Annotated in this window: 21 protein-coding genes; 19 read left to right on the forward strand and 2 right to left on the reverse strand. The window is 66.9% G+C overall.

The window, feature by feature from the left end:
* The first annotated feature begins 8 nt into the window (after positions 1-8).
* From mdh to C935_RS0111480, 5 genes are all read left to right on the forward strand, one after another.
* The gene (gene mdh / locus C935_RS0111460; RefSeq protein WP_018862635.1) at positions 9-932 is read left to right on the forward strand and encodes a malate dehydrogenase; all 924 of its coding nucleotides are present in this window, start codon (positions 9-11) and stop codon (positions 930-932) included.
* Complete coding sequence (locus C935_RS0111465) at positions 916-1,863, forward strand: 5'-3' exonuclease H3TH domain-containing protein (protein ID WP_018862636.1); 948 nt, start codon at positions 916-918, stop codon at positions 1,861-1,863. The genes mdh and C935_RS0111465 overlap by 17 nt, the downstream gene beginning before the upstream one ends.
* Complete coding sequence (locus tag C935_RS0111470; RefSeq protein WP_018862637.1) at positions 1,860-2,522, forward strand: DUF1007 family protein; 663 nt, start codon at positions 1,860-1,862, stop codon at positions 2,520-2,522. Before C935_RS0111465 ends, C935_RS0111470 begins: the two co-directional genes overlap by 4 nt.
* Positions 2,522-3,064 carry a pseudouridine synthase gene (locus C935_RS0111475; RefSeq protein WP_038040077.1) on the forward strand — a complete coding sequence of 181 codons (543 nt, stop codon included), beginning with the start codon at positions 2,522-2,524 and terminating at the stop codon, positions 3,062-3,064. Before C935_RS0111470 ends, C935_RS0111475 begins: the two co-directional genes overlap by 1 nt.
* 142 nt (positions 3,065-3,206) lie before the next feature.
* The gene (locus C935_RS0111480; protein ID WP_018862639.1) at positions 3,207-5,267 is read left to right on the forward strand and encodes a transglycosylase SLT domain-containing protein; all 2,061 of its coding nucleotides are present in this window, start codon (positions 3,207-3,209) and stop codon (positions 5,265-5,267) included.
* A gap of 879 nt (positions 5,268-6,146) precedes the next feature.
* Here the strand turns inward: C935_RS0111480 and C935_RS0111485 are convergent.
* The gene (locus C935_RS0111485; protein ID WP_018862640.1) at positions 6,147-6,527 is read right to left on the reverse strand and encodes a group III truncated hemoglobin; all 381 of its coding nucleotides are present in this window, start codon (positions 6,525-6,527) and stop codon (positions 6,147-6,149) included.
* Between the two features lie 71 nt (positions 6,528-6,598).
* Between C935_RS0111485 and C935_RS0111490 the strand changes: the two genes are divergently transcribed.
* The 13 genes from C935_RS0111490 (at position 6,599) to trpC (ending at position 18,566) form a co-directional block, all read left to right on the forward strand.
* Positions 6,599-7,510, forward strand: a complete 912-nt coding sequence (locus C935_RS0111490) for a fructosamine kinase family protein (protein ID WP_018862641.1) — start codon at positions 6,599-6,601, stop codon at positions 7,508-7,510.
* A gap of 103 nt (positions 7,511-7,613) precedes the next feature.
* Entirely contained in the window at positions 7,614-8,129 is a 516-nt protein-coding gene (gene purE, locus C935_RS0111495) for a 5-(carboxyamino)imidazole ribonucleotide mutase (RefSeq protein WP_018862642.1), read from the forward strand.
* Positions 8,126-9,289 (forward strand): 5-(carboxyamino)imidazole ribonucleotide synthase, encoded by a 1,164-nt coding sequence (locus C935_RS0111500; protein WP_018862643.1) that lies wholly within the window; start codon positions 8,126-8,128, stop codon positions 9,287-9,289. Before purE ends, C935_RS0111500 begins: the two co-directional genes overlap by 4 nt.
* Positions 9,286-9,903: a class I SAM-dependent methyltransferase gene (locus tag C935_RS0111505; protein ID WP_018862644.1), complete on the forward strand. Its 618-nt coding sequence runs from the start codon at positions 9,286-9,288 to the stop codon at positions 9,901-9,903. The genes C935_RS0111500 and C935_RS0111505 overlap by 4 nt, the downstream gene beginning before the upstream one ends.
* A 2-nt stretch (positions 9,904-9,905) precedes the next feature.
* Positions 9,906-10,571 (forward strand): energy-coupling factor ABC transporter permease, encoded by a 666-nt coding sequence (locus tag C935_RS0111510; protein ID WP_018862645.1) that lies wholly within the window; start codon positions 9,906-9,908, stop codon positions 10,569-10,571.
* Positions 10,572-10,698: 127 nt separating this feature from the next.
* Positions 10,699-11,022 (forward strand): cytochrome c, encoded by a 324-nt coding sequence (locus C935_RS0111515; RefSeq protein WP_018862646.1) that lies wholly within the window; start codon positions 10,699-10,701, stop codon positions 11,020-11,022.
* Positions 11,023-11,202: 180 nt separating this feature from the next.
* A complete protein-coding gene (gene rpe / locus C935_RS0111520) occupies positions 11,203-11,892 on the forward strand; it encodes a ribulose-phosphate 3-epimerase (RefSeq protein WP_018862647.1) in 690 nt (229 codons plus the stop codon).
* A gap of 23 nt (positions 11,893-11,915) precedes the next feature.
* Positions 11,916-12,599: a phosphoglycolate phosphatase gene (locus C935_RS0111525; protein ID WP_018862648.1), complete on the forward strand. Its 684-nt coding sequence runs from the start codon at positions 11,916-11,918 to the stop codon at positions 12,597-12,599.
* Between the two features lie 93 nt (positions 12,600-12,692).
* On the forward strand, positions 12,693-14,180 hold the full coding sequence (gene trpE / locus C935_RS0111530; RefSeq protein WP_018862649.1) for an anthranilate synthase component I: 1,488 nt from the start codon (positions 12,693-12,695) through the stop codon (positions 14,178-14,180).
* Between the two features lie 114 nt (positions 14,181-14,294).
* Complete coding sequence (locus tag C935_RS0111535) at positions 14,295-14,888, forward strand: aminodeoxychorismate/anthranilate synthase component II (protein ID WP_018862650.1); 594 nt, start codon at positions 14,295-14,297, stop codon at positions 14,886-14,888.
* 301 nt (positions 14,889-15,189) lie between these two features.
* Positions 15,190-16,389 (forward strand): multidrug effflux MFS transporter, encoded by a 1,200-nt coding sequence (locus tag C935_RS0111540; RefSeq protein WP_018862651.1) that lies wholly within the window; start codon positions 15,190-15,192, stop codon positions 16,387-16,389.
* Positions 16,390-16,722: 333 nt separating this feature from the next.
* A complete protein-coding gene (gene trpD / locus C935_RS0111545) occupies positions 16,723-17,760 on the forward strand; it encodes an anthranilate phosphoribosyltransferase (protein ID WP_018862652.1) in 1,038 nt (345 codons plus the stop codon).
* A complete protein-coding gene (gene trpC, locus C935_RS0111550; RefSeq protein ID WP_018862653.1) occupies positions 17,760-18,566 on the forward strand; it encodes an indole-3-glycerol phosphate synthase TrpC in 807 nt (268 codons plus the stop codon). Before trpD ends, trpC begins: the two co-directional genes overlap by 1 nt.
* Before the next feature lie 78 nt (positions 18,567-18,644).
* On the opposite strand, the gene crp is transcribed toward trpC, so the two are convergent.
* Positions 18,645-19,283 (reverse strand): cAMP-activated global transcriptional regulator CRP, encoded by a 639-nt coding sequence (gene crp / locus C935_RS0111555; RefSeq protein ID WP_018862654.1) that lies wholly within the window; start codon positions 19,281-19,283, stop codon positions 18,645-18,647.
* Between the two features lie 223 nt (positions 19,284-19,506).
* On the opposite strand from crp, the gene C935_RS0111560 reads away from it, so the two are divergent.
* Positions 19,507-19,935 carry an OsmC family protein gene (locus C935_RS0111560; RefSeq protein WP_018862655.1) on the forward strand — a complete coding sequence of 143 codons (429 nt, stop codon included), beginning with the start codon at positions 19,507-19,509 and terminating at the stop codon, positions 19,933-19,935.
* The last annotated feature ends 32 nt before the right edge of the window (positions 19,936-19,967 follow it).

Below are 19,967 nucleotides of genomic sequence, written 5' to 3' on the forward strand. Positions count from 1 at the left end.
AGGCAAGCATGCAGAAAATCGCCATCATCGGAGCCGGACGCGTCGGCGAATCCACCGCCCAGTTCCTGGCCCGGCGCGATGTCGCCCGCGAGATCGCGTTGCTGGACGTGCGCGAGGGTGCGGCAGCCGGTGCGGCGCTGGACATCCAGGAGACCGCGCCCCTGCTGCGCTTCGATACGCGCCTGAGCGGCAGTCACGAACCCTCGGTGATCGCCGGGGCGGAACTGGTGATCGTCACGGCCGGACTGCCGCGCAAGCCGGGCATGTCGCGCTCCGATGTCCTGGACAAGAACGTCGAGATCCTCGACCAGATCCTTCAGGACATCCTCGTCCATGCGCCGCAGAGCCGCATCCTGGTGGTGTCCAACCCGGTGGACGTGCTGACCTATCGCGCCTGGCAGAAGACCGGCTGGAGCCGCGATCGCATCTTCGGGCAGGCCGGGGTGCTGGATACCTCGCGCATGGAGGCCTTTATCGCCCTGGAGACGGGGTTGTCCACCCACGACATCCAGGCCCTGGTGCTGGGTGGCCATGGCGATGCGATGGTGCCGCTGTTGCGCTATTCCAGTGTCAACGGCGTGCCGCTGCACCACTTCATGGACCAGGCGACGCTCGACAACATCGTCGAGCGTACCCGCCACGGGGGTGCCGAGATCCTCGCCCTGAAGCAGACCTCCAGCGCCTATGGTGCACCGGCCGCGGCCATCGCCGAGATGGTGGAGGCGATCGCTGTGGATCGCCGGCGCGTGCTGCCGACCGTGGCCCTGCTGGAGGGCGAATACGGGGAACGCGACGTGGCCATGGGCGTGCCCTGCATCCTCGGCCAGGGCGGCATGGAACGGGTGATCGAGCTGGAACTGGACGCGGATGAACGCGCGGCCTTCGACCGGTCCATCGCCGGGGTGCGCAAGGACCTTGAGCGCCTGCACTGAGTCGCGCCCGGGGCCGCCGCGCCCGACCCTGACGCTGGTCGACTCCAGCATCTTTGTATTCCGTGCCTGGTTCGCGCGCGGGCTGGACCCGGATCCGCTCGGGCGGCCGGGCGGGGCTGTGCACGGGCTGGTGCATTCGCTCGGTCAGTGGCTGCCCGCCTGCGCCCCGGGTCCGATCGCCTTTTGTTTCGACGAGAGTCTGCGCCAGGGTTTTCGCCACCGGCTCGACCCCACCTACAAGGCCCACCGCCCGCCGGCGCCACCGGAACTGCGCGAGCAGTTCGCGCGTATCCGGGAGCTGCTCGGGCAACTCGGTTTCCGGACGCTGGCCCATCCCGAGTACGAGGCCGATGACCTGATCGCCAGCCTGGCGCGGGACGGACGGGCCGCGGGTTGTCGCATCGAGGTCAAGAGCGCGGACAAGGACCTGACCCAGGTCATCCTCGGTGACCAGGACCGGATGCATGATCCGGAGCGCGGGACCGCGCTGGATCGCCGCGCGATCGAGAAGCGCTTTCGCATCCGTCCGGAGCAGGTGGCCGACATGCTCGCCCTGGCGGGCGATGCCAGCGACAACATCCCGGGCATCGAGGGTGTGGGTCCCAGGACCGCGGCGCGGATCCTTCGCCGCCTGGGCGACCTGGAAACGGTGCTGGCCGATCCAACGGCCGTGGCGCGCTGCAATATCCGCCGGGCCGACGCCGTGGCCGCGCGCATTGCCGAGCAGCCGGACCGGCTGCGCCTGTCGCGCCGCCTGACCGGGCTGGCGGACCGCATCCCCGACCTGCCGGGGCTCGAGGCTCTGAGCCCTACCGGGCCGAAACCCGATGCCCCGCGCTGGCTCGCGGAACTCGGGGTGGCGCGCGATTATCATGGTCGCCTGCTGGCGGCCGCCGGTGCCTGGCGGTCCACGACCCCGGAGATTGCATGAGCCCACGTTCCCTTCTCTACGCCATCCTTGCCGCGGGCCTGGTGTGGCTGCTGGTCAGTGCGCCGGTACAGGCGCATCCGCATGCCTGGATCGACCTGGAGATCACGCTGGAGCGTGATGACGAGGGGCGCATTACCCACATGCTGCATCGCTGGCGCTTCGATCCGACCTACGGGCAGTACCTCTACGAGGATGCCCTGGCGCATCAGGAGGGCGCGACCGAAGACGAGAAACTGCAGGCGCTCGCCCGCGAGATCCTCGGCAACCTCGAGGAATACGAGTGGTACAGCCATGTCGAGGCCGGTGGGCGCGAGGTGGACGTCGCCGCCGAGTCCGATCCGTCCATGCGCATGGAAGACGGGCTGCTGTTCTTCCGTTTCCGCCTGGCGCTGGACGAGCCAGTCGATGTGGGTTCCGAGACCCTGGCGTACAAGGTCTACGACCCGACCTATTTCATCGAGCTCCTGCACGAGGAGCCGGCCGGTACGCGCATCGTCGAGGCCGACGGGCTCGCGGCCGCGGGCTGCAGCGCGGAGCTGGAGCGCCCCCGCCCGGATCCTCAACTCGTTGCCAAGGCCATGATGCTCGATTACGGGGCCACAGTGGACTATGACCTGGGGCGCCATTTCGCCCAGCGTGTAACCGTGCGCTGCGACTGATGCATCGAATCGTTTTGTTCCACAAGCCCTGGGGTGTGCTGCCGCAGTTCACCGATCCGGAAGGGCGCCCCACACTGGCGGATTACATCGACATCCCCGGGGTCTATCCGGCCGGGCGTCTGGATCGCGACAGCGAAGGACTGATGGTGCTGACCGACGACGGGCGCCTGAATGCCCGGCTGACCCAGCCGCGCCACCAGACCAGCAAGAGCTACTGGGTGCAGGTGGAGGGCGCGCCCGATGAGGCCGCGCTGGAGGCCCTGCGCACCGGGGTGGAGTTGAAGGACGGCCGCACGCAGCCGGCAAAGATCGAGCCCATGGAACCGCCCAACTTGCCGGAGCGCGACCCGCCCGTACGCTTTCGCAAGTCCATCCCGACCTCTTGGCTCGCGTTGACACTGCATGAGGGTCGCAACCGCCAGGTACGGCGCATGACGGCCGCGGTGGGACATCCGACCCTGCGCCTGGTGCGCTATCGTGTGGCCTCCTGGACCCTGGATGGCCTGGAACGCGGAGCATTTTCCGTGATCGAACGCGAGTGACGCCAGTCACCGGCAGCGCCACGCGACACCACGGTATTGTCGCGGAATGCGTCCAAAGGAGCGCGAAATCACCACAAGACCGTTGCGTCCTTCACCGGTGCTGCGGAATATGAACCGATCAGACAAGCGAGAAAGCCACCCGATGCGCCTGCCCAGGATACTCACCACGGGTCTGACCGGTCTGGTCATGGCCTTCGCCGCCGGGGCCCCGGCGGCCGACCCGGTTCCGGCCGGTATGCTCTTTGAGCGTAGCCTGTTCCTCCTTGCCGAACGTGCACTCAGCCGTGGCGACATGACGGCCTACCGCAATGCTCGCAGCACGCTGGAAGGTTATCCGCTGACGCCCTACCTGGATCATCGCGAACTGGCGCGCGATCTCGGCCGGGCCGATCCCGACGCCGTGCGTGACTTTATCGAGGAGCACGACGATACGCCGCTGGCCAGCCAGCTACGCAGCAACTACCTCTCCTATCTGGCCCGCGAAGAGGCCTGGTCGCGGTATCTCGACTTTGCCGACGACGGCCGCGATCTCTCCGTCACGCAGGACTGCCAGCGGCGCAAGGCACTGATCGAGACTGGCAATACCTCGGCGGCGATCGAAGATATGGAGTCCATCTGGCTGCACGGCCAGTCGCGCCCCAGTGCCTGTGACCCCGCACTCAAGGCCTGGCGGGATGCCGGTGGACTGACCGACGAGCTGGCCTGGGAGCGTTTCGCCCTGGCGATGCAGGCGCGCCAGACCGGGCTCGCGCGCTACCTCCGTCGCTATCTGGCGAGCGCCGATCGTGGCTGGGCGGAGCGCTGGCTGGAACTCGAGTCACGCCCCGCGCGCGTAGTCGAGGTCGACTTCCGTGCGGATGATCACCGTTCGGCCGAGGCGATGCTGGAGCAGGCATTCAAGCGCTGGATTCCGCAGGACCTGGACGCGGCACTGAAGGGTTGGGCCGAGCGTGGCGAGCGTCTGGGCTTCCCGGCCGAGACGGCCCGCGAGATCGAACACGCGCTCGCGTTGCGCCTTGCTCTGCGCTTCCGCTCCGAGACGCTGGAGTTCATGGAAGGGCTGGACGCGGAGGTCTTCGATGACCAGCTGCGCCAATGGCAGGTGCGTGCGGCGCTGCATGAACGCGACTGGGAGACGGTCAAGAGCGCGGTTCGGGCGATGAGCCGCGAGGCACGCGAAGAGACGGCCTGGCAGTACTGGTATGCCCGGGCGCTGGAGCAGCTCGGGGATGCCGACGAGGCACGCTTCTTCTACGAGCGTGCGGCGCGCGAGCGCAACTTCCATGGATTCCTGGCCGCCGACCGCCTAGGGCAGCCATATCGCATCGGACACCAGCCCCTGCAGCTAGCCGATGGTGCGCGTGAGTCGGTCAGCGGGCTACCCGCCATGCAGCGCATGCGCGAGCTGGTAGCACTGGGCCGCTACGCCGAGGCGCGGCGCGAGTGGACCCGCACGGTGGCCAACATGGAGACGCCCGAACTGGAGGCCGCGGCCGCGGCGTTCGCCGACTGGAACTGGTACGACCGCGCGATCTTCACCATTGCGCGGGCCCGCAACTGGGACGATATCGAGCTGCGCTTCCCGCTGGCCTTCGACTCGGTGATCGTCCCGGGCGCGGAGAAACAGGGCATCGACCCGGCCTGGGCGATGGCGATCGCCCGCCAGGAGAGCGCCTTTCTGCATGACGTGCGTTCCGGGGCCGGGGCGCTGGGCGTGATGCAGATCATGCCGGCGACCGGGCGCTCGATCGCCTCCAGCGCCGGGGTCCGGGTCAACTCCGACTGGGACATCCTCGACCCAGCGACCAATGCGACGCTGGGCACCTATTACCTGCGGCGCAACCTGGATCGCTTTGGCGGGCACAGCCTGCTGTCCACGGCGGCCTACAACGCCGGGGCGCATCGCGTGCGCTCCTGGCTGCCGGACGACGGCGAGATGGACGCCGATATCTGGGCCGAGCTGATCCCGTTCTCGGAGACCCGCGATTATGTGCGCCGGGTATATGCCTACCAGATCGTCTATGCGGTGCGTCTGGGGCAGGACCCGCCGTCGCTGTCGCAGCTGCTGTTCCCGGTAACGCCGCAGTCCAAGCTCGCGGCGAGCCGCGAGGATCACCTTCGAGCGTTGCGCAACATGCGCGAGGACCTCGCGCTCGGTCGCGCCTTCTGCGACGCGCCCGGCTACACCGATAACGCCTGCTGACGGGCCGGGGCTGCTTCACGCGCTGAGGCTGGGCCTGTTTGGGCCTCTGGTGTTTACGGTGCCTTCGTCCGGCCGCCTGCCATGCGCTCACTCGCGAGCGCGCCGCGCCCGTTTTTGATCAACAACTGGCTTTCTTGCTTGCCCAAGAAAGTACCCGTCGAGGCGCACCCGGATTCCGCCCGGGGACCTTGCTCCAGGGCCCTCGGGCCGGCGGCGCTGAAACTCGCTACGCTGTCGCTTCGCTCAGACAGTCAGCGCCTCTCTTCCGCCCCGAGAACCCTTCCGCAAGGGGCTTCATACGGGGGATAAGGTCAAGACAAGAGCCATTCCCCAACGTTTCGCCCAACTCCGACGCCGTAGGGTGCGGTTGAGCGCAGCGAAACGCACCGTTCCGACGTCGGGGCAACTCTGATGCGATTCGCTGCACTCATCCGCATCCTGCCCGCCCCCCAGCGCCCGCTGGCGGGCGCGGCACGCCACGGCCGCAGGCCGCGCGTGCCGAAGATGTCCGAAGACCTAGCCTCCATCTACAAGCAAAATCGCCGGGACAGCTGCTGTCTTGACCTTCACCCCCCGTTGTCGTCGCGCCGAGTGGAGAGGGTTTTCGCAGGAAGAGAGGCGCTGACTGTTTGAGCGGAGCGTAGCGCAGCGAGTTTCAGCGCCGCCCGCGAAAAGCCTCGGAGCGAGGGAAACCCCGGCCCGCACAGCGGGCCGGGGTCGCGGCAGTCGGGCGTGTTTCTTGGGTACTTCTTTGCACGAGCAAAGAAGTACCTCGCGGCGCGCTCGCGAGTGAGCGCATGGCAGGCGGCGGACCGAAGGCAAGTAAACACCGACGACGAACCAGGGCCAGCCTCAACAGGGCAGGCGGGTGGGAAGATGCTAGCGAATGATGTCCTCGCGCATCCGGCTGGCGATGCCATCCGCCAGCTGTTGCCACTCGGCCGCCAGTGGCGCCTCCAGGTGCTCCTCGGTGGTCGCCTTGAAATGCCGCATCCAGACTGCCAGGTCGTCGTCGGTCAGGTTCAGCGGGGCGTGCTTGCCAACCATGTCGATCGTGGGCGGTTGCTCCAGGCGGCCACCCAGGTTCATGTACCAGAAGTCCGAGATGCGCCGGACATGATCCTCGAAGTCCTGGATGCGCTCGAAATGGTGCCCGACGTCGGGGTCGCTGGACAGGCGGCGATAGAAGTCGTCGATGACCGAGCGGATGCGCTCGGCGCCGATCTTGTCGCACAGTGGCTCGAGTTTGCGAAAGGCCATGGGGTAGGTCTCCTGACGAATCCTGCGGTAACCGTTAACCTGCACGTTGATCAGCAAGCCGGATACCGAGGATGAACCGATTGGATTCTGCGGGCCCTGACGCCATCACGGCGGCGGTGGCCCAGTGCATCACGGACCATACCGCAAGCGCGTTCGAGCCGACAGGAAGCCAGGCCTGTTCCGGGGGCTCGATCAACCAGGCTCAGCGCGTGACCGGGACCGATGGTCGGACCTTTTTCGCGAAGCTCAACCGGGGCGCGATGGCCGAGGCGATGTTTGCGGCCGAGGCGCGCGGGCTTGAGGAGCTGGCCCGCTGCGAGCGAATGAAAATCCCCGCGGTGATCGGTACGGGCAAGGCGGGGGATGTCTGCTTCATCGTGCTGGAGGAACTGGACCTGGACGGCCGTCGCGACGGGGTCGCGCTGGGGCACGGGGTGGCCGACATGCACATGAAGATGGCGGCGCGCTTCGGGCTGGACCACGACAATTACATCGGCTCGACACCGCAGTCGAACCGCCAGCATGATGACTGGGTGTCGTTCTATCGCGACGAGCGCCTGGGCTTCCAGCGGGGTCTGGCGCGCGAGCGCGGGGCCGCGCATTCGCTGATCCAGGCGCTGGAATCGCTGGAAGCGAGTCTGGACGGGTTCTTCAGCGACTACCGCCCCGAGCCTTCACTGCTGCACGGGGACCTGTGGAGCGGCAACTGGGGCTTCCAGTCCGATGGTGCGGCCGTACTGTTCGATCCGGCCGTGTACTACGGGGATCCGGAGGCGGATCTGGCGATGATGGAGCTGTTCGGCCATCCCGGGCAGGACTTCTTCGATGCCTACGAGGAGATGCGCCCGGTCGACGCCGGCTACCCGGTGCGCAAGACGCTCTACAACCTCTACCACATCCTGAACCACGACCACCTGTTTGGCGGAGGGTATGGTTCCCAGGCCGAGCACATGATCCGCCAGTTGCTGGCGGAGCTTGGATGAGCGCCGCACGGGATGCGGATCGAGGGATGTCAGCCCGGGGCCGTGGGGATTGGGCCGCATCGCGGGCTTGTCGCCCCGGGGCGGGGCGGCTAAGGTTCCGTCCATGACGGCCAACAACGACAATACCGCTCCACGCGTGGGCGTGGTGATGGGCAGCACCTCCGACTGGGCGACGATGGAGCGTGCGGTGGAGGTGCTGGAGGAACTGGGCGTGCCCTACGAGGCGCGTGTGGTCTCCGCCCACCGCACCCCGGATCTCCTGTTCGAATATGCCGAACAGGCCCGCGAACGGGGCCTGGCCGCGATTATTGCCGGGGCCGGGGGCGCTGCGCACCTGCCCGGCATGCTGGCGGCCAAAACCTCGGTGCCGGTGCTTGGCGTGCCGGTGGCCTCACGCCATCTGAAGGGACAGGACTCGCTGCTGTCGATCGTGCAGATGCCGAAGGGGGTCCCGGTCGCGACCTTCGCCATTGGCGAGGCCGGCGCGGCCAATGCCGCGCTGTTTGCCGCCGCGATGCTGGCCAACTCCGACCCCGCCCTGTGCGAACGTCTGGATGCCTTCCGTCGCGCGCAGCGCGACACGGTGCTCAACCAGATCCTGCCGCCGGCCGCATCATGATCCTGCCTCCCGCCACATTGGGGCTGCTCGGCGGCGGGCAGCTCGGCCGCTACTTTGTGCGGGCCGCGCGCGAGATGGGTTATGCCGTGTGGGTGCTGGATCCCGACCCGCACAGCCCCGCCGGACAGGTCGCCACGCGTCATCTTTGTCAGCCCTACGAGGATGCGGAGACGCTGTCGGCCCTGACCGGCCAGTGCGCGGTGATTACCTGCGAGTTCGAGAACATCCCGCGCCCGGCACTGGAGTGGCTGGAGGCCAATGCCTGTCTGCGGCCCGGACTTTGCGCGCTGGGCGTGGCCCAGGACCGGCTGGAGGAGAAGCGCTTTCTCGCCGAGATCGGGGTAGCGGTCGCGCCGTGGCGTCCGGTGACAGCCGGTGGCGATGGTGGCGAGGACGCCACCGGCGCGCCATCCTTCCCGGCGATCCTGAAGACGGCCCGCCTGGGGTACGACGGCAAGGGGCAGCGCCCCATGGATCACATGGGCGATCTGGCGGCCGCGCATGCGGAGCTCGGTGGCGTGGACTGTGTGCTTGAGGAGCGGGTAGAGCTCGAGCGCGAACTGTCGGTCGTGGTGGCGCGCACGGCGGACGGTCGCAGCGAGGCCTTCCCTGTATCCGAAAATGTGCACCGCGATGGCATCCTGCACCTGAGCCGGGTACCGGCGCGCGTCGACGAGGAGCTGTCCGGGCGCGCGGTGGCGATCGCGCAGTTGATTGCCGATCGCCTGGACTATTGCGGGGTGCTGGCGGTCGAGTTCTTCCTGACCATGGGCGGGGATCTGGTGGTTAACGAGATCGCCCCGCGCCCGCACAACACCGGTCATTACACGCTGGACGCCTGCACCGTCTCCCAGTTCGAGCAGCAGGTGCGTGCGATCTGTGGTCTGGGGCTGGCCCCGGCGCGCCTGACCGCCCCGGTGGCGATGGTCAACCTGCTGGGGGATTTGTGGCCCGCGGACGGCAGCCCGGACTGGTCCGACGTGCTGGACGCCGGGCGTGCGCGCCTGCATCTGTATGGCAAGAGCGAGGCGCGGGCGGGGCGCAAGATGGGGCACCTGAGCGTGCTGGGCCTGCCTGGCGAGGACGATGCGATGGCCCCGGCGTCCACCGCCGAGGGGCTTTGGCAGGATCTGGCGCGGGCAGCCGGGGTGTCCGCGTGAGCGAGGCATTCCCGGACAGCCGTTCGCGCCGGGCGCGTCAGGCGGAGCTCAAGCGCGACCTGGAATTCGACGATGCCCTGGCGGGCGAGTCTCTGCGCTTTCGCACGACCTGGGGGCTTTTTTCGCCGCGCCGGATCGACGATGGCACGCGCATGCTGCTGGATCGCGTCGAGGTGCGTCCGACCGATGACTGTCTCGATCTGGGCTGTGGCTATGGCCCGATCGGCCTGACCCTCGCGCGCAAGGCCCCGCAGGGCACGACGATACTGGTGGATACCAATTTCCTGGCGGTCGAGTACAGCCGGCGCAACGCCGAGCTCAACGGCATCACCAACGTCGAGTGCATAAACAGCAACGGCTTTGCGCAGATCCGCGAGCGGCGCTTCGATCTCGTGGCCTCCAATCTGCCCGCCAAGGTAGGGCGGGAGATGCTCTACACCTACCTGCTGGATGCCCACGAGCAGATGAACCCCAGTGGCCGCATCTATGTCGTAACCATTACCGGATTGCGGCGTTTCATCGAGAAGGGGTTCAAGGAAGTGTTCGGCAACTACGACAAGGTCAAGCAGGGCCGCGAATACACCGTCGCGGCCGCCGAACGCGAGCCCGACTGACCATGGTCGAGGGAGTGGGCGAACTCCCGGTTGCGCTCCGCGTGTTGTCTGCGTTGCTCCTGGGGGCAGGGCTGCTGATCATGCTCCGGCGCATGCCCTGGGAGGCGTTTTTTGTTCCCGGGCGCACGCAACTAATTGTGATCGCCACTTTGTGTTTGCTGCTGATCTGGGGGCTGCGCGCGCAGACCCTTGAGGGACTGGCGCTGCACTTTCTCGGCGTGGCCACGATCACGCTGATGTTTGGCTGGCAGCTGGCGATCCTGATGGTGTTCCTGGTGGTCGCGGGACTGGCCCTGCTGGGGGCGCTGCCGCTTGCGGCCTTTCCGCTGACGGTGTTGCTGGCGGGCGTGCTGCCGGTGGCCGTGACCTGGGGTTTGCTGCGGGCAACCGAGACCTGGCTGCCACGCCACATGTTCATCTATCTATACGGGGTCGCCTTCCTCGGCGGGGCCCTGACGGTGGCGGCCACGGTATTGACCTCGGCCGTGATCTACGCGCTGTTCACCGACCTGGCCTGGGGCGATATCTATCGCGATTACGTGCGCTATCTGGCGCTGCTCGTACTGCCCGAGGCCGTCCTCAACGGCATGGTCGTGACCGGTCTGGTGATGGTGCGTCCCGAATGGTTGGCAACCTGGTCGGACGAGCGCTACGTGCACGGGCGCTGAGCACGCGGGAATCGGCATATCCCTATCGGTTTTTATGTTAATGCACCGTTCAGGGAAGCCCTGCTAACGTTCGCTTCAGATGGGGCCGCAACCCCGTTGGTGAGTTGCAAACGAGGAGACCACAACAATGAAAATCAAGCTGTTCGTTCTGGCCGGAATCGCAGGGGGTGCGCTGATGCTGTCCTCCGCCGCGCAAGCGGCCGACATCCAGGCTGGCCAGTCCAAGTACCAGTCGACCTGCCTGAGCTGCCATGGGGCCCAGGGCAAGGGTCAGGCGATCTTCCCCCCGCTGGCTGGTCGTGACGCCGAGTACGTGGCCGACAAGCTCGAGCGCTACCGTGCCGGTGAAGAGATCGGTTCTCATTCCGGTCTGATGCGCCCGCATGCCCAGGCGCTGAGCGATGACGACATCGCCAACGTGGCCGCCTTCATCGAATCCGAATTCAACTGATTCGGGCAACGAGGAAGTGGCAAGCCGACGGGCCGGGGTTTCCCCGGCCCGTTTGCGTTGGAGGACCTGTCGCATGCGCCGCCTTTTGCCTGCCATGGCGGCATCCGGTAAAGTTCCGCGGTTCCGAGAGCGTGGCCGATGGTCGGTCCCGCTATCCCAGAGATTTCTGCGAGGCTTCCCATGGCACAACCCGATTTCATTGCCCCGTCCATCCTCTCCGCCGACTTTGCCCGTCTGGGCGAGGAAGTCGACAACGTCCTGGCCTCCGGCGCGGACATCGTCCACTTCGACGTGATGGACAACCACTACGTGCCGAACCTGACCATCGGTCCGCTGGTCTGCGATGCCCTGCGCAAGCACGGCGTGACCGCGCCGATCGACGTGCACCTGATGGTCAAGCCGGTGGACCGCATCATCCCGGACTTCGCCCAGGCCGGCGCCAGCTACATCACCTTCCACCCGGAGGCCTCCGACCATATCGACCGCACCCTGCAGCTGATCCACTCCGAGGGCTGCAAGGCGGGTCTGGTGTTCAACCCGGCCACGCCGCTGTCGTATCTCGACTACGTGATGGACAAGGTCGACATGATCCTGCTGATGTCGGTGAACCCGGGCTTTGGCGGCCAGAAATTCATCCCGGCCACCCTCGACAAGCTGCGCGCCGCGCGCAAGATGATCGACGAATCCGGGCGTGACATCCGCCTCGAGATCGACGGCGGCGTGAAGGCCGACAACATCCGCGAGATCAAGGCCGCGGGTGCCGATACTTTCGTCGCCGGTTCCGCGATCTTCGGCGCGTCCAGCGACTCCGACGCGAACCGCTACAACAGCATCATCCAGCAGATGCGCGACGAGATGGCCAAGGCCTGAGCCTGACCGCCACGGAGACCGGGATGTCCCTGAAACGCCCCCGCATGATCCTGATCGACTTGGACGGCACGCTGATCGACAGCGTGCCGGACCTGGCGTTCAGCGTGGACGCGATGATGCGCGAGCTGGGTCTGCCCGAACGCGGCGAGCCGGCCGTACGCAACTGGGTCGGCAACGGGGTGGAGCGACTGGTCAAACGGGCGCTGGTGAACGACCTCGACGGCGAGCCAGACCCGGAAGCCTTCGAGCGCGCACTACCCGTCTTCATGCGCATCTACCAGGAGAACACCGCCGGGCGCTCGCCGCTGTACCCGGGGGTGCGCGAGGGGCTGGACCAGCTGAAGGCCGCCGGCTACCGCCTGGGCTGCGTGACCAACAAGGCCGAGCGCTTCACCGTGCCGCTGCTGCGTGAGAAGGGCATCCTCGACGACTTCGAGATCGTGGTCGCCGGCGACGCCCTGCCGCAGAAAAAGCCCGACCCGGCGCCGCTGCTGCACGCGGCGAAGGAACTGGGTGTCGACCCCTCCGAGTCGCTGATGGTCGGAGACTCGAAGAGCGACGTGAAGGCGGCACGCGCGGCCGGCTTCCAGATCGTCTGCATGACCTACGGGTACAATCACGGCGACGATATCCGCGACGAGCACCCGGATGCGGTGCTCGACCGGTTGGACGAACTCCCGGAACTGCTGCCCGCCCGGGCGGCCTGAGGATGATCGCAATGGACCGGACAATGGGGCGATGGCGAAACGGCGACTGATTGTTCGCGCCGTCTTCCCGCTCTCTTGTCAGGAACCATTGTGATGACCCCCGAACATTTCGACGCACTGGCCCGCGAGGGTTACAACCGCATCCCGCTGGTACGCGAGGTCCTGGCGGATCTCGAGACCCCGCTGTCCATCTTCCTGAAGCTGGCCAACCGGCCGTATTCCTACCTGTTCGAGTCGGTGCAGGGCGGGGAGCGCTGGGGCCGCTATTCCTTTATCGGCCTGCCGGCGCGGACCCGGGTGCGGGTGCACGGCCACGACATCACGGTGGAGACCGACGGTGACGTGGTCGAGCAGACCACCGAGACCGATCCGCTGGCCTGGGTCGAGGCCTACCAGGCGCGCTTCAAGGTCGCCGAACTGCCGGGCCTGCCGCGCTTCACCGGTGGCCTGGTCGGCTACTTCGGCTTCGAGACCGTACGCCTGATCGAGCCGCGCCTGGAGGGCCCGGAAAAGCCCGATGCGTTGGGGCTACCGGACATCCTGCTGATGGTCTCCGAGGAGGTCGTGGTCTACGACAATCTCTCCGGGCGGCTGTATCTGGTGGTGCATGCCGATACCTCGCGCCCCGACGGGCAGGCCGTGGCCGCGGAACGCCTCGACGAGCTGGAGAGCCGGATCGGCGAGCCGCTGGTGCCGCCGGAAGACCCACCGCACCCGCACGCGGTGCCGGAGTATGTGCCGGGCTGGTCGGCCGAGGGCTTTCAGGCGGCCGTGGCGCGGGCGCAGGAATACATCATGGACGGCGACGTGATGCAGGTGGTGCTGGCGCAGCGCATGAGCGTGCCGTTCTCGGCGCCACCGCTGAACCTCTACCGCGCGCTGCGGGCGCTGAACCCGTCGCCCTACATGTACTACCTGGACCTGGACGACCACCACGTGGTCGGGGCCTCCCCGGAGATCCTGGTGCGGCTGGAGGACGATCGCGTGACCGTGCGTCCGATCGCCGGCACCCGGCCGCGCGGGCGTACCGAGGAGGAGGACCGCGCGCTGGAGGTCGAGCTGTTGGCCGACCCGAAGGAGCGCGCCGAGCACCTGATGCTGATCGATCTCGGGCGCAACGATGTCGGCCGGGTCTGCGAGATCGGTTCGGTGGAGGTGACCGACACCATGAGCATCGAGCGCTACTCGCACGTGATGCACATCGTCTCCAATGTGGAGGGCCAGCTCGCCCCGGGGCACTCGCCGATGGACGTGCTGCGGGCGACCTTCCCGGCCGGCACGGTCTCCGGCGCGCCGAAGATCCGGGCGCTGGAGATCATCGACGAGCTGGAGCCGGTCAAGCGCGGGCCGTATTCCGGGGCGGTCGGTTACCTCTCCTGGTCCGGCAACATGGATACCGCGATCGCGATCCGCACGGCCGTGCTGCACGAGGGCGAGCTGCACATCCAGGCCGGGGCTGGCGTGGTGCACGACTCGGTGTCCGAGAACGAGTGGCAGGAAACCCTGAACAAGGGGCGTGCGGTCGTGCGTGCGGCCGAGCTGGCGTTGGGCGGGCTGGGGCCGCGCAGGCACCGTGGCTGAGGGCGTGATGACGGGCGCAGAACGGGCAGCGCGAGCGCGGTTGTCGGGCACGCCGGGTGCACTCGCGCTAGTCTGCGATTTGTACCGGTCCGGTGCGGCGGAGGGAATCCCGGCATGATCCTGATGATCGACAACTACGACTCGTTCACCTTCAATCTGGTCCAGTACCTGGGCGAGCTGGGGGCGGAGGTCGAGGTGCATCGCAACGACCAGATCACCCCCGACCAGGTCGACGAGCTGGCGCCCGCCGGGATCATGATCTCGCCCGGCCCGTGCACCCCGAACGAGGCGGGTGTGTCCATGGAGGTGATCCGCCGCTTTGCCGGGGAGATTCCGATCCTCGGGGTCTGTCTCGGGCATCAGGCGATCGGTCAGGTGTTCGGCGGGCGCGTGGTGCGGGCCCGCGAGATCATGCACGGCAAGACCTCCCCGGTGCATCACACCGGGGTGGGGGTCTTTGCGGGCCTCGAGAACCCGCTGGAGGCCACGCGCTATCACTCTCTGGTGGTGGAGTCGGCCTCGCTGCCCGATTGCCTGGAGGTCACCGCCTGGACCGAGCGCGAGGATGGCACCCGCGACGAGATCATGGGCCTGCGCCACCGTGAACTGGACGTCGAGGGCGTGCAGTTCCACCCCGAATCCATCCTGACCCGGCAGGGGCACGAGCTCCTCGACAACTTTCTGCGCCGCCTGCCCCAGCCGGCGTGAGCGGAGGGAAGCACTGGTCAATGTACGCACCCGCGTTGGTGCCCCATGTTTTCCGAGACCAGGAGCATCGTGCAGCGGGTAGTGGTTTTATCGGCCCGTTTTTGATTGATTCGGGGCGCAACGCAGGATCGGGGAACATGGGGCTCCAACCCCACAAGCTATTCAATGCGGGGGCTCGGCCGCCCGTTGTTATCAAAAACGGGTGTGCGCACGGCGTTGCGGCTCCCTTGTGCAGAATGACTGCACGGCGGTCACCGCGCCTTGTTCGCACGCAAAAGCGACTCGAGCGCGGGCGCGTACATTGACCGGTGCTTCCCTAGAACGCCGCACCCGGCTGCGTTTCGCGCTGCTGGTCGCGCCCTTGGCGCTGCTGGCGCCGTTTTCGCTCGATACCTACCTGCCGTCGTTTCCGGCGATGGCCGCGGATCTGGCCGTCGACGGTGCGGCGATGCAGGCGACGCTGTCCGCCTACCTGGTCGCGTTTGCCCTGGCCACCCTGGTGGCCGGGCCGCTGTCGGATGCCTTTGGCCGGCGTCCGGTCGTGCTGTGGGCCCTGGTGGCCTTTGTCGCGACATCCGCGCTGCTGGTGGTGGCGGTCGAGTACTGGCAGGTGATCGGGCTGCGTATCGGTCAGGGCTTCGCGGCGGCGGCGGGCGTTGTCGTAAGCCGTGCCCTGGTGCGCGATCGCTTCGACCCCATCGATGCCCGACGCGTATTCGCCATCGTGACGATCATGTTCGCGATGGGGCCCGCGATCGCGCCCATCCTGGGCGGCTATCTGCAATCCGCATTCGGGTGGCGCTCGGTGTTCGCGTTCCTGGTGCTCTACGGGGTCGTGCTGCTGCTGGCCGCGCGCCTGTGGCTGCCGGAGACGCTGCCCCCGGTCGGGCGTGTTTCCAGCCGGCCGCGACTGGTGCTTGGGCGCTACGCGGGCACGCTGCGCAATGTGCAGTTCCTGCAGCCGGTGCTGGTGCATACCACCCTGTTCGGGGCCAAGTTCCTGTTCGTCGCGGCCTCGCCTGCGCTGATCTATGTCCATCTCGGTGGGGGCGAGCGCGATTTCTGGTGGCTGTTCGCGCCCATGGTGGTCGGGCTGATGCTGGGGGGTGTGGCCTCCGGCTGGAGTGCCGGGCGCGTGGCGCCCGAGGTCACGGTCCGCATTGGTTTGCTGCTCACCGGTATTTCGCTGGCGCTGGTGGGCTGGGCCGCGCTGGCCTCGGAACCCCCGGTGGCAGCGGTCACCCTGCCGTTTGCGCTGTACAGCTTTGCCCTGGCCTTGGGGATGCCCTCGTTGACCCTGCTGGCGCTGGACTGCTATCCGGGCGCGCGCGGTATGGCGTCGGCGATGCAGGCCTTTATCCAGCTCGGGTTTGCAGCCCTGCTCACGCTCTTCGTGGTCGACTGGCTGGATGACGTACTGCTGCACCTGGTCGCCGGAGCGGCGCTGATTTGGCTATTCGCCGCTTTCGTCTGGTTTGGTGGGGGGTTAGGGAAACGCTGACCCATATGCACACTCGCGTTGGCACCCCAGGTTTTCCGAGGCAAGGCGCGGTGCGCAGCCGGTAGTGGTTCTACCGGCAAGGGCCGCAACGCAGGATCGGGGAACCTGGGGTGCCAACCCCACGATCCATTTAAAGCAGGGGCTCGGCCGCTTTTGCGCGGGAACGGCGTTGCGGTTCCCTTGTGCAGAATGCTGCACGGCAGTCACCGCGCCTAGTTCGCACGCAAAAGCGACTCGAGCGCGAGTGTGCATATGGGTCAGCGTTTCCCTGGTTCGTGCCGCGCGGGAGCGGGCGTTACACTAGCGCTCCGATTCCCCGACAGGAGCAGCCCTGTGACCGTGCAGCAAGCCATAGCGGCCCTGATCGAACGCCGCAATCTGGACGAAACCGCGATGACCGCGGTGATGCAGGCCGTGATGACCGGCGAGGCCACCGACGCCCAGATTGGCGGGCTGCTGGTGGCCCTGCGCATGAAGGGCGAGACCATCGAGGAGATCCGCGCGGCGGCCGGTGTGATGCGCGAGCTGGCCACACGCGTGGAGGTCCCGCGCACCGGGCTGGTCGATACCTGCGGCACCGGCGGCGATGCCTCCGGCACCTTCAATATCTCCACCGCCTCGGCGCTGGTCGCGGCGGCCGGTGGCGTGCGGGTGGCCAAGCACGGCAACCGTTCGGTGTCGTCGAAGTCCGGTTCCGCGGACGTGCTGGAGCACCTGGGGATCCATCTCGGGCTGTCGCCGGAGGCGGTCGGGTCCTGTATCGAGGAGGTCGGCGTCGGCTTCCTGTTTGCCCCGGCCCATCATGGCGCGATGAAGCACGCGATTGGCCCGCGCAAGGAGTTGGGTGTGCGCACGCTGTTCAATGTGCTGGGTCCGCTGACCAACCCTGCCGGGGCGCCGAATCAGGTGCTGGGCGTGTTCTCCGATGTCTGGGTGCGGCCGCTGGCCGAGGCCCTGAAGGGACTGGGCAGCGAGCATGTGCTGGTGGTGCACGCCGAGGACGGGCTGGACGAGATCAGCATCGGTGCCCCGACGCGGGTGGCCGAGCTGAAGGATGGCGCGATCGAGGAGTACACCGTGGTGCCCGAGGACTTCGGGCTGGCGCGGAGCGGGCTGGACGCGCTCCGGGTCGACAGTGTGGAGGCCTCGGCCGCGATGCTGCGCGGGGTGCTGGAGGGGCAGGCCGGCGCGGCCCGCGATATCGTCCTGCTGAACGCCGGGGCCGCGATCTACGCCGGGGGCGGCGCCGAGTCGCTGGCCGCGGGTGTTGGCCGCGCGGCCGAGGCGATCGATTCGGGTGCCGCCCGCGAGCGCCTGGAGCGGCTGCAGGCGACCAGTGCGCGACTGACCAATCAAGGAGCAGGAACCTGATGACTGACGTGCCGGACATCCTCAAGCGGATCCTCGAACGCAAGCGCGAGGAGCTGAAGGAACGCGAGGCCTACTGGCCCCTGCGCGAGCTGCGTGGCTGGATGGGGTCGGCCCCGGAGCCGCGCGGGTTCCGGGCTGCGCTACAGCGCGATATCGATGCCGGCCGCGCGGCCGTGATCGCGGAGATCAAGAAGGCCAGCCCCAGTCAGGGCCAGATTAGCCCGAACTTCAACCCCGAGGCCTTTGCCCGCAGCTACGAGGAACACGGCGCCACCTGCCTGTCGGTGTTGACCGACGTGGACTTCTTCAAGGGGCGCGACGGGGATCTGCGCGATGCGCGCGTGGCCTGCAAGCTGCCGATCCTGCGCAAGGACTTCGTGATCGACCTCTATCAGGTCTATGAGGCGCGGGTGCTGGGGGCGGACTGTGTGCTGCTGATCGCCGCCGCGCTGGATGACACCGCGCTGAATGAGCTGTACTTCCTGACCCGCGAGCTGGGCATGGATGCCCTGGTCGAGGTGCATGATGCCGAGGAGCTCGAGCGTGCGAAGAAGATCGGCGCGGACCTGATCGGCATCAACAACCGCGATCTACGCAGCTTCGAGACGCGGCTGGAGACCACGCTGGAGTTGAAGGCCCAGGTGCCCGAGGATGCGCTGCTGGTCACCGAGAGCGGTATCCATACCCGCGAAGACGTGGCACGCATGCAAGAGGCGGGGGTGAATGCCTTCCTGGTGGGCGAGGCCTTCATGCGGACCGAGGATCCGGGGCTGGCGCTGGGGCAGCTGTTCCGTGGCGAGGAATAAAACGCCACATCGTGCGGGGTTCCCCCCGGCGAAGCACCTGCCCGCGACTGGGCCGGGCAGGCCTCCGACAGGATGCCGTCAGCGGGTGCCGAATACCACGATGGTCTTGCCGTGGGCGGTAATCAGCCCACGTTCTTCCAGGTCCTTCAGTACGCGCCCGGCCATCTCGCGCGAGCAGCCGACGATGCGCGCGATCTCCTGGCGGGTGATGCGCAGCTGCATGCCGTCCGGGTGGGTCATGGCGTCGGGTTGGCGCGCCAGATCCAGCAGGGTGTGGGCAATGCGGCCGGTAACGTCGACAAAGGCCAAGTCCATCACCTTGCGCGAGGTCTGACGCAGGCGGGTGGCGATCTGGCTGGTCAGCAGCATCAGGATCTCCGGGTCGCGCTGCACGATCTCGCGGAACTGGGTGTAGGGGATCTCGGCGGTCTCCGTATCCTCGCGGGTGACGACCGTGGCCGAACGAGGGTCATCCTCGAACATGCCGAGCTCGCCAAAGAACTCGCCCTTGTTCAGGTAGGCCAGTACGAGTTCGTGACCGTTGTTTTCGCCCAACACAGAAACAGAACCGTTGACGACGTAGTACAACGTGTCCGGTACCGTGCCGGAGTGAATGATCGTCGTACGCTTGCGATAGTGCCGACGGTGGCAGTAACCGAGGAAGCGCTCCAGTGCCGGCGACGGCTGTGCCGGGCGATAGACGAACGGGTTATTCATAGTCATGGCATCCATGGCTTCTCACGTCTCGCTTGTTGAGGACGGTTTTCAGTGTAATTCAGCCCTCCGCGAGCGGGACCCGTGTGTCGGGATCGAGTCACAAAATCCGTCGAGCAGGATTTGATTTTGTGCTTTGAATCTCAAAGTTCATGCATTTTTTGTTGAGTATAGGCCACACAAGGCCTTCCAAAAGGGGCCGAATTGTGGGCAAAAGGAGACGCGCATGCAGGTCAGGGTGAAGTGGCTGGAGCAGGTGGCGTTTGTCGGCGAAACCGGCAGCGGTCACGCGATCGTGATGGATGGTCCTCCGGACGCCGGCGGTCGCAACCTGGGAGCTCGTCCGATGGAGATGCTGCTGCTGGGCTTGGGTGGATGCACCAGTTTCGATGTCGTGGCGATGCTCAAGAAAGGGCGTCAGGAGGTCCTCGACTGCGAGGTTACCGTGGACGGTACACGGGCTGAGACGGTGCCCAAGGTGTTTACTGATATCCATGTCCACTTTCGGGTGTATGGCCATGGCTTGTCGGAGAAGCAGGTGGGTCGCGCGGTGGAGTTGTCCGCAGAGAAGTACTGTTCGGCCTCGCTGATGCTTGGTGCGGCGGCCAGGGTCACCCACGATTTCGAGATTGTCGAGGGGCCGGCACCGCGCTGAGTCACCCGCGTCGGCAGCGGAAATTTCCGCCA

The organism is Thioalkalivibrio sp. ALJ3, from assembly GCF_000377205.1.
Lineage (GTDB): Bacteria > Pseudomonadota > Gammaproteobacteria > Ectothiorhodospirales > Ectothiorhodospiraceae > Thioalkalivibrio.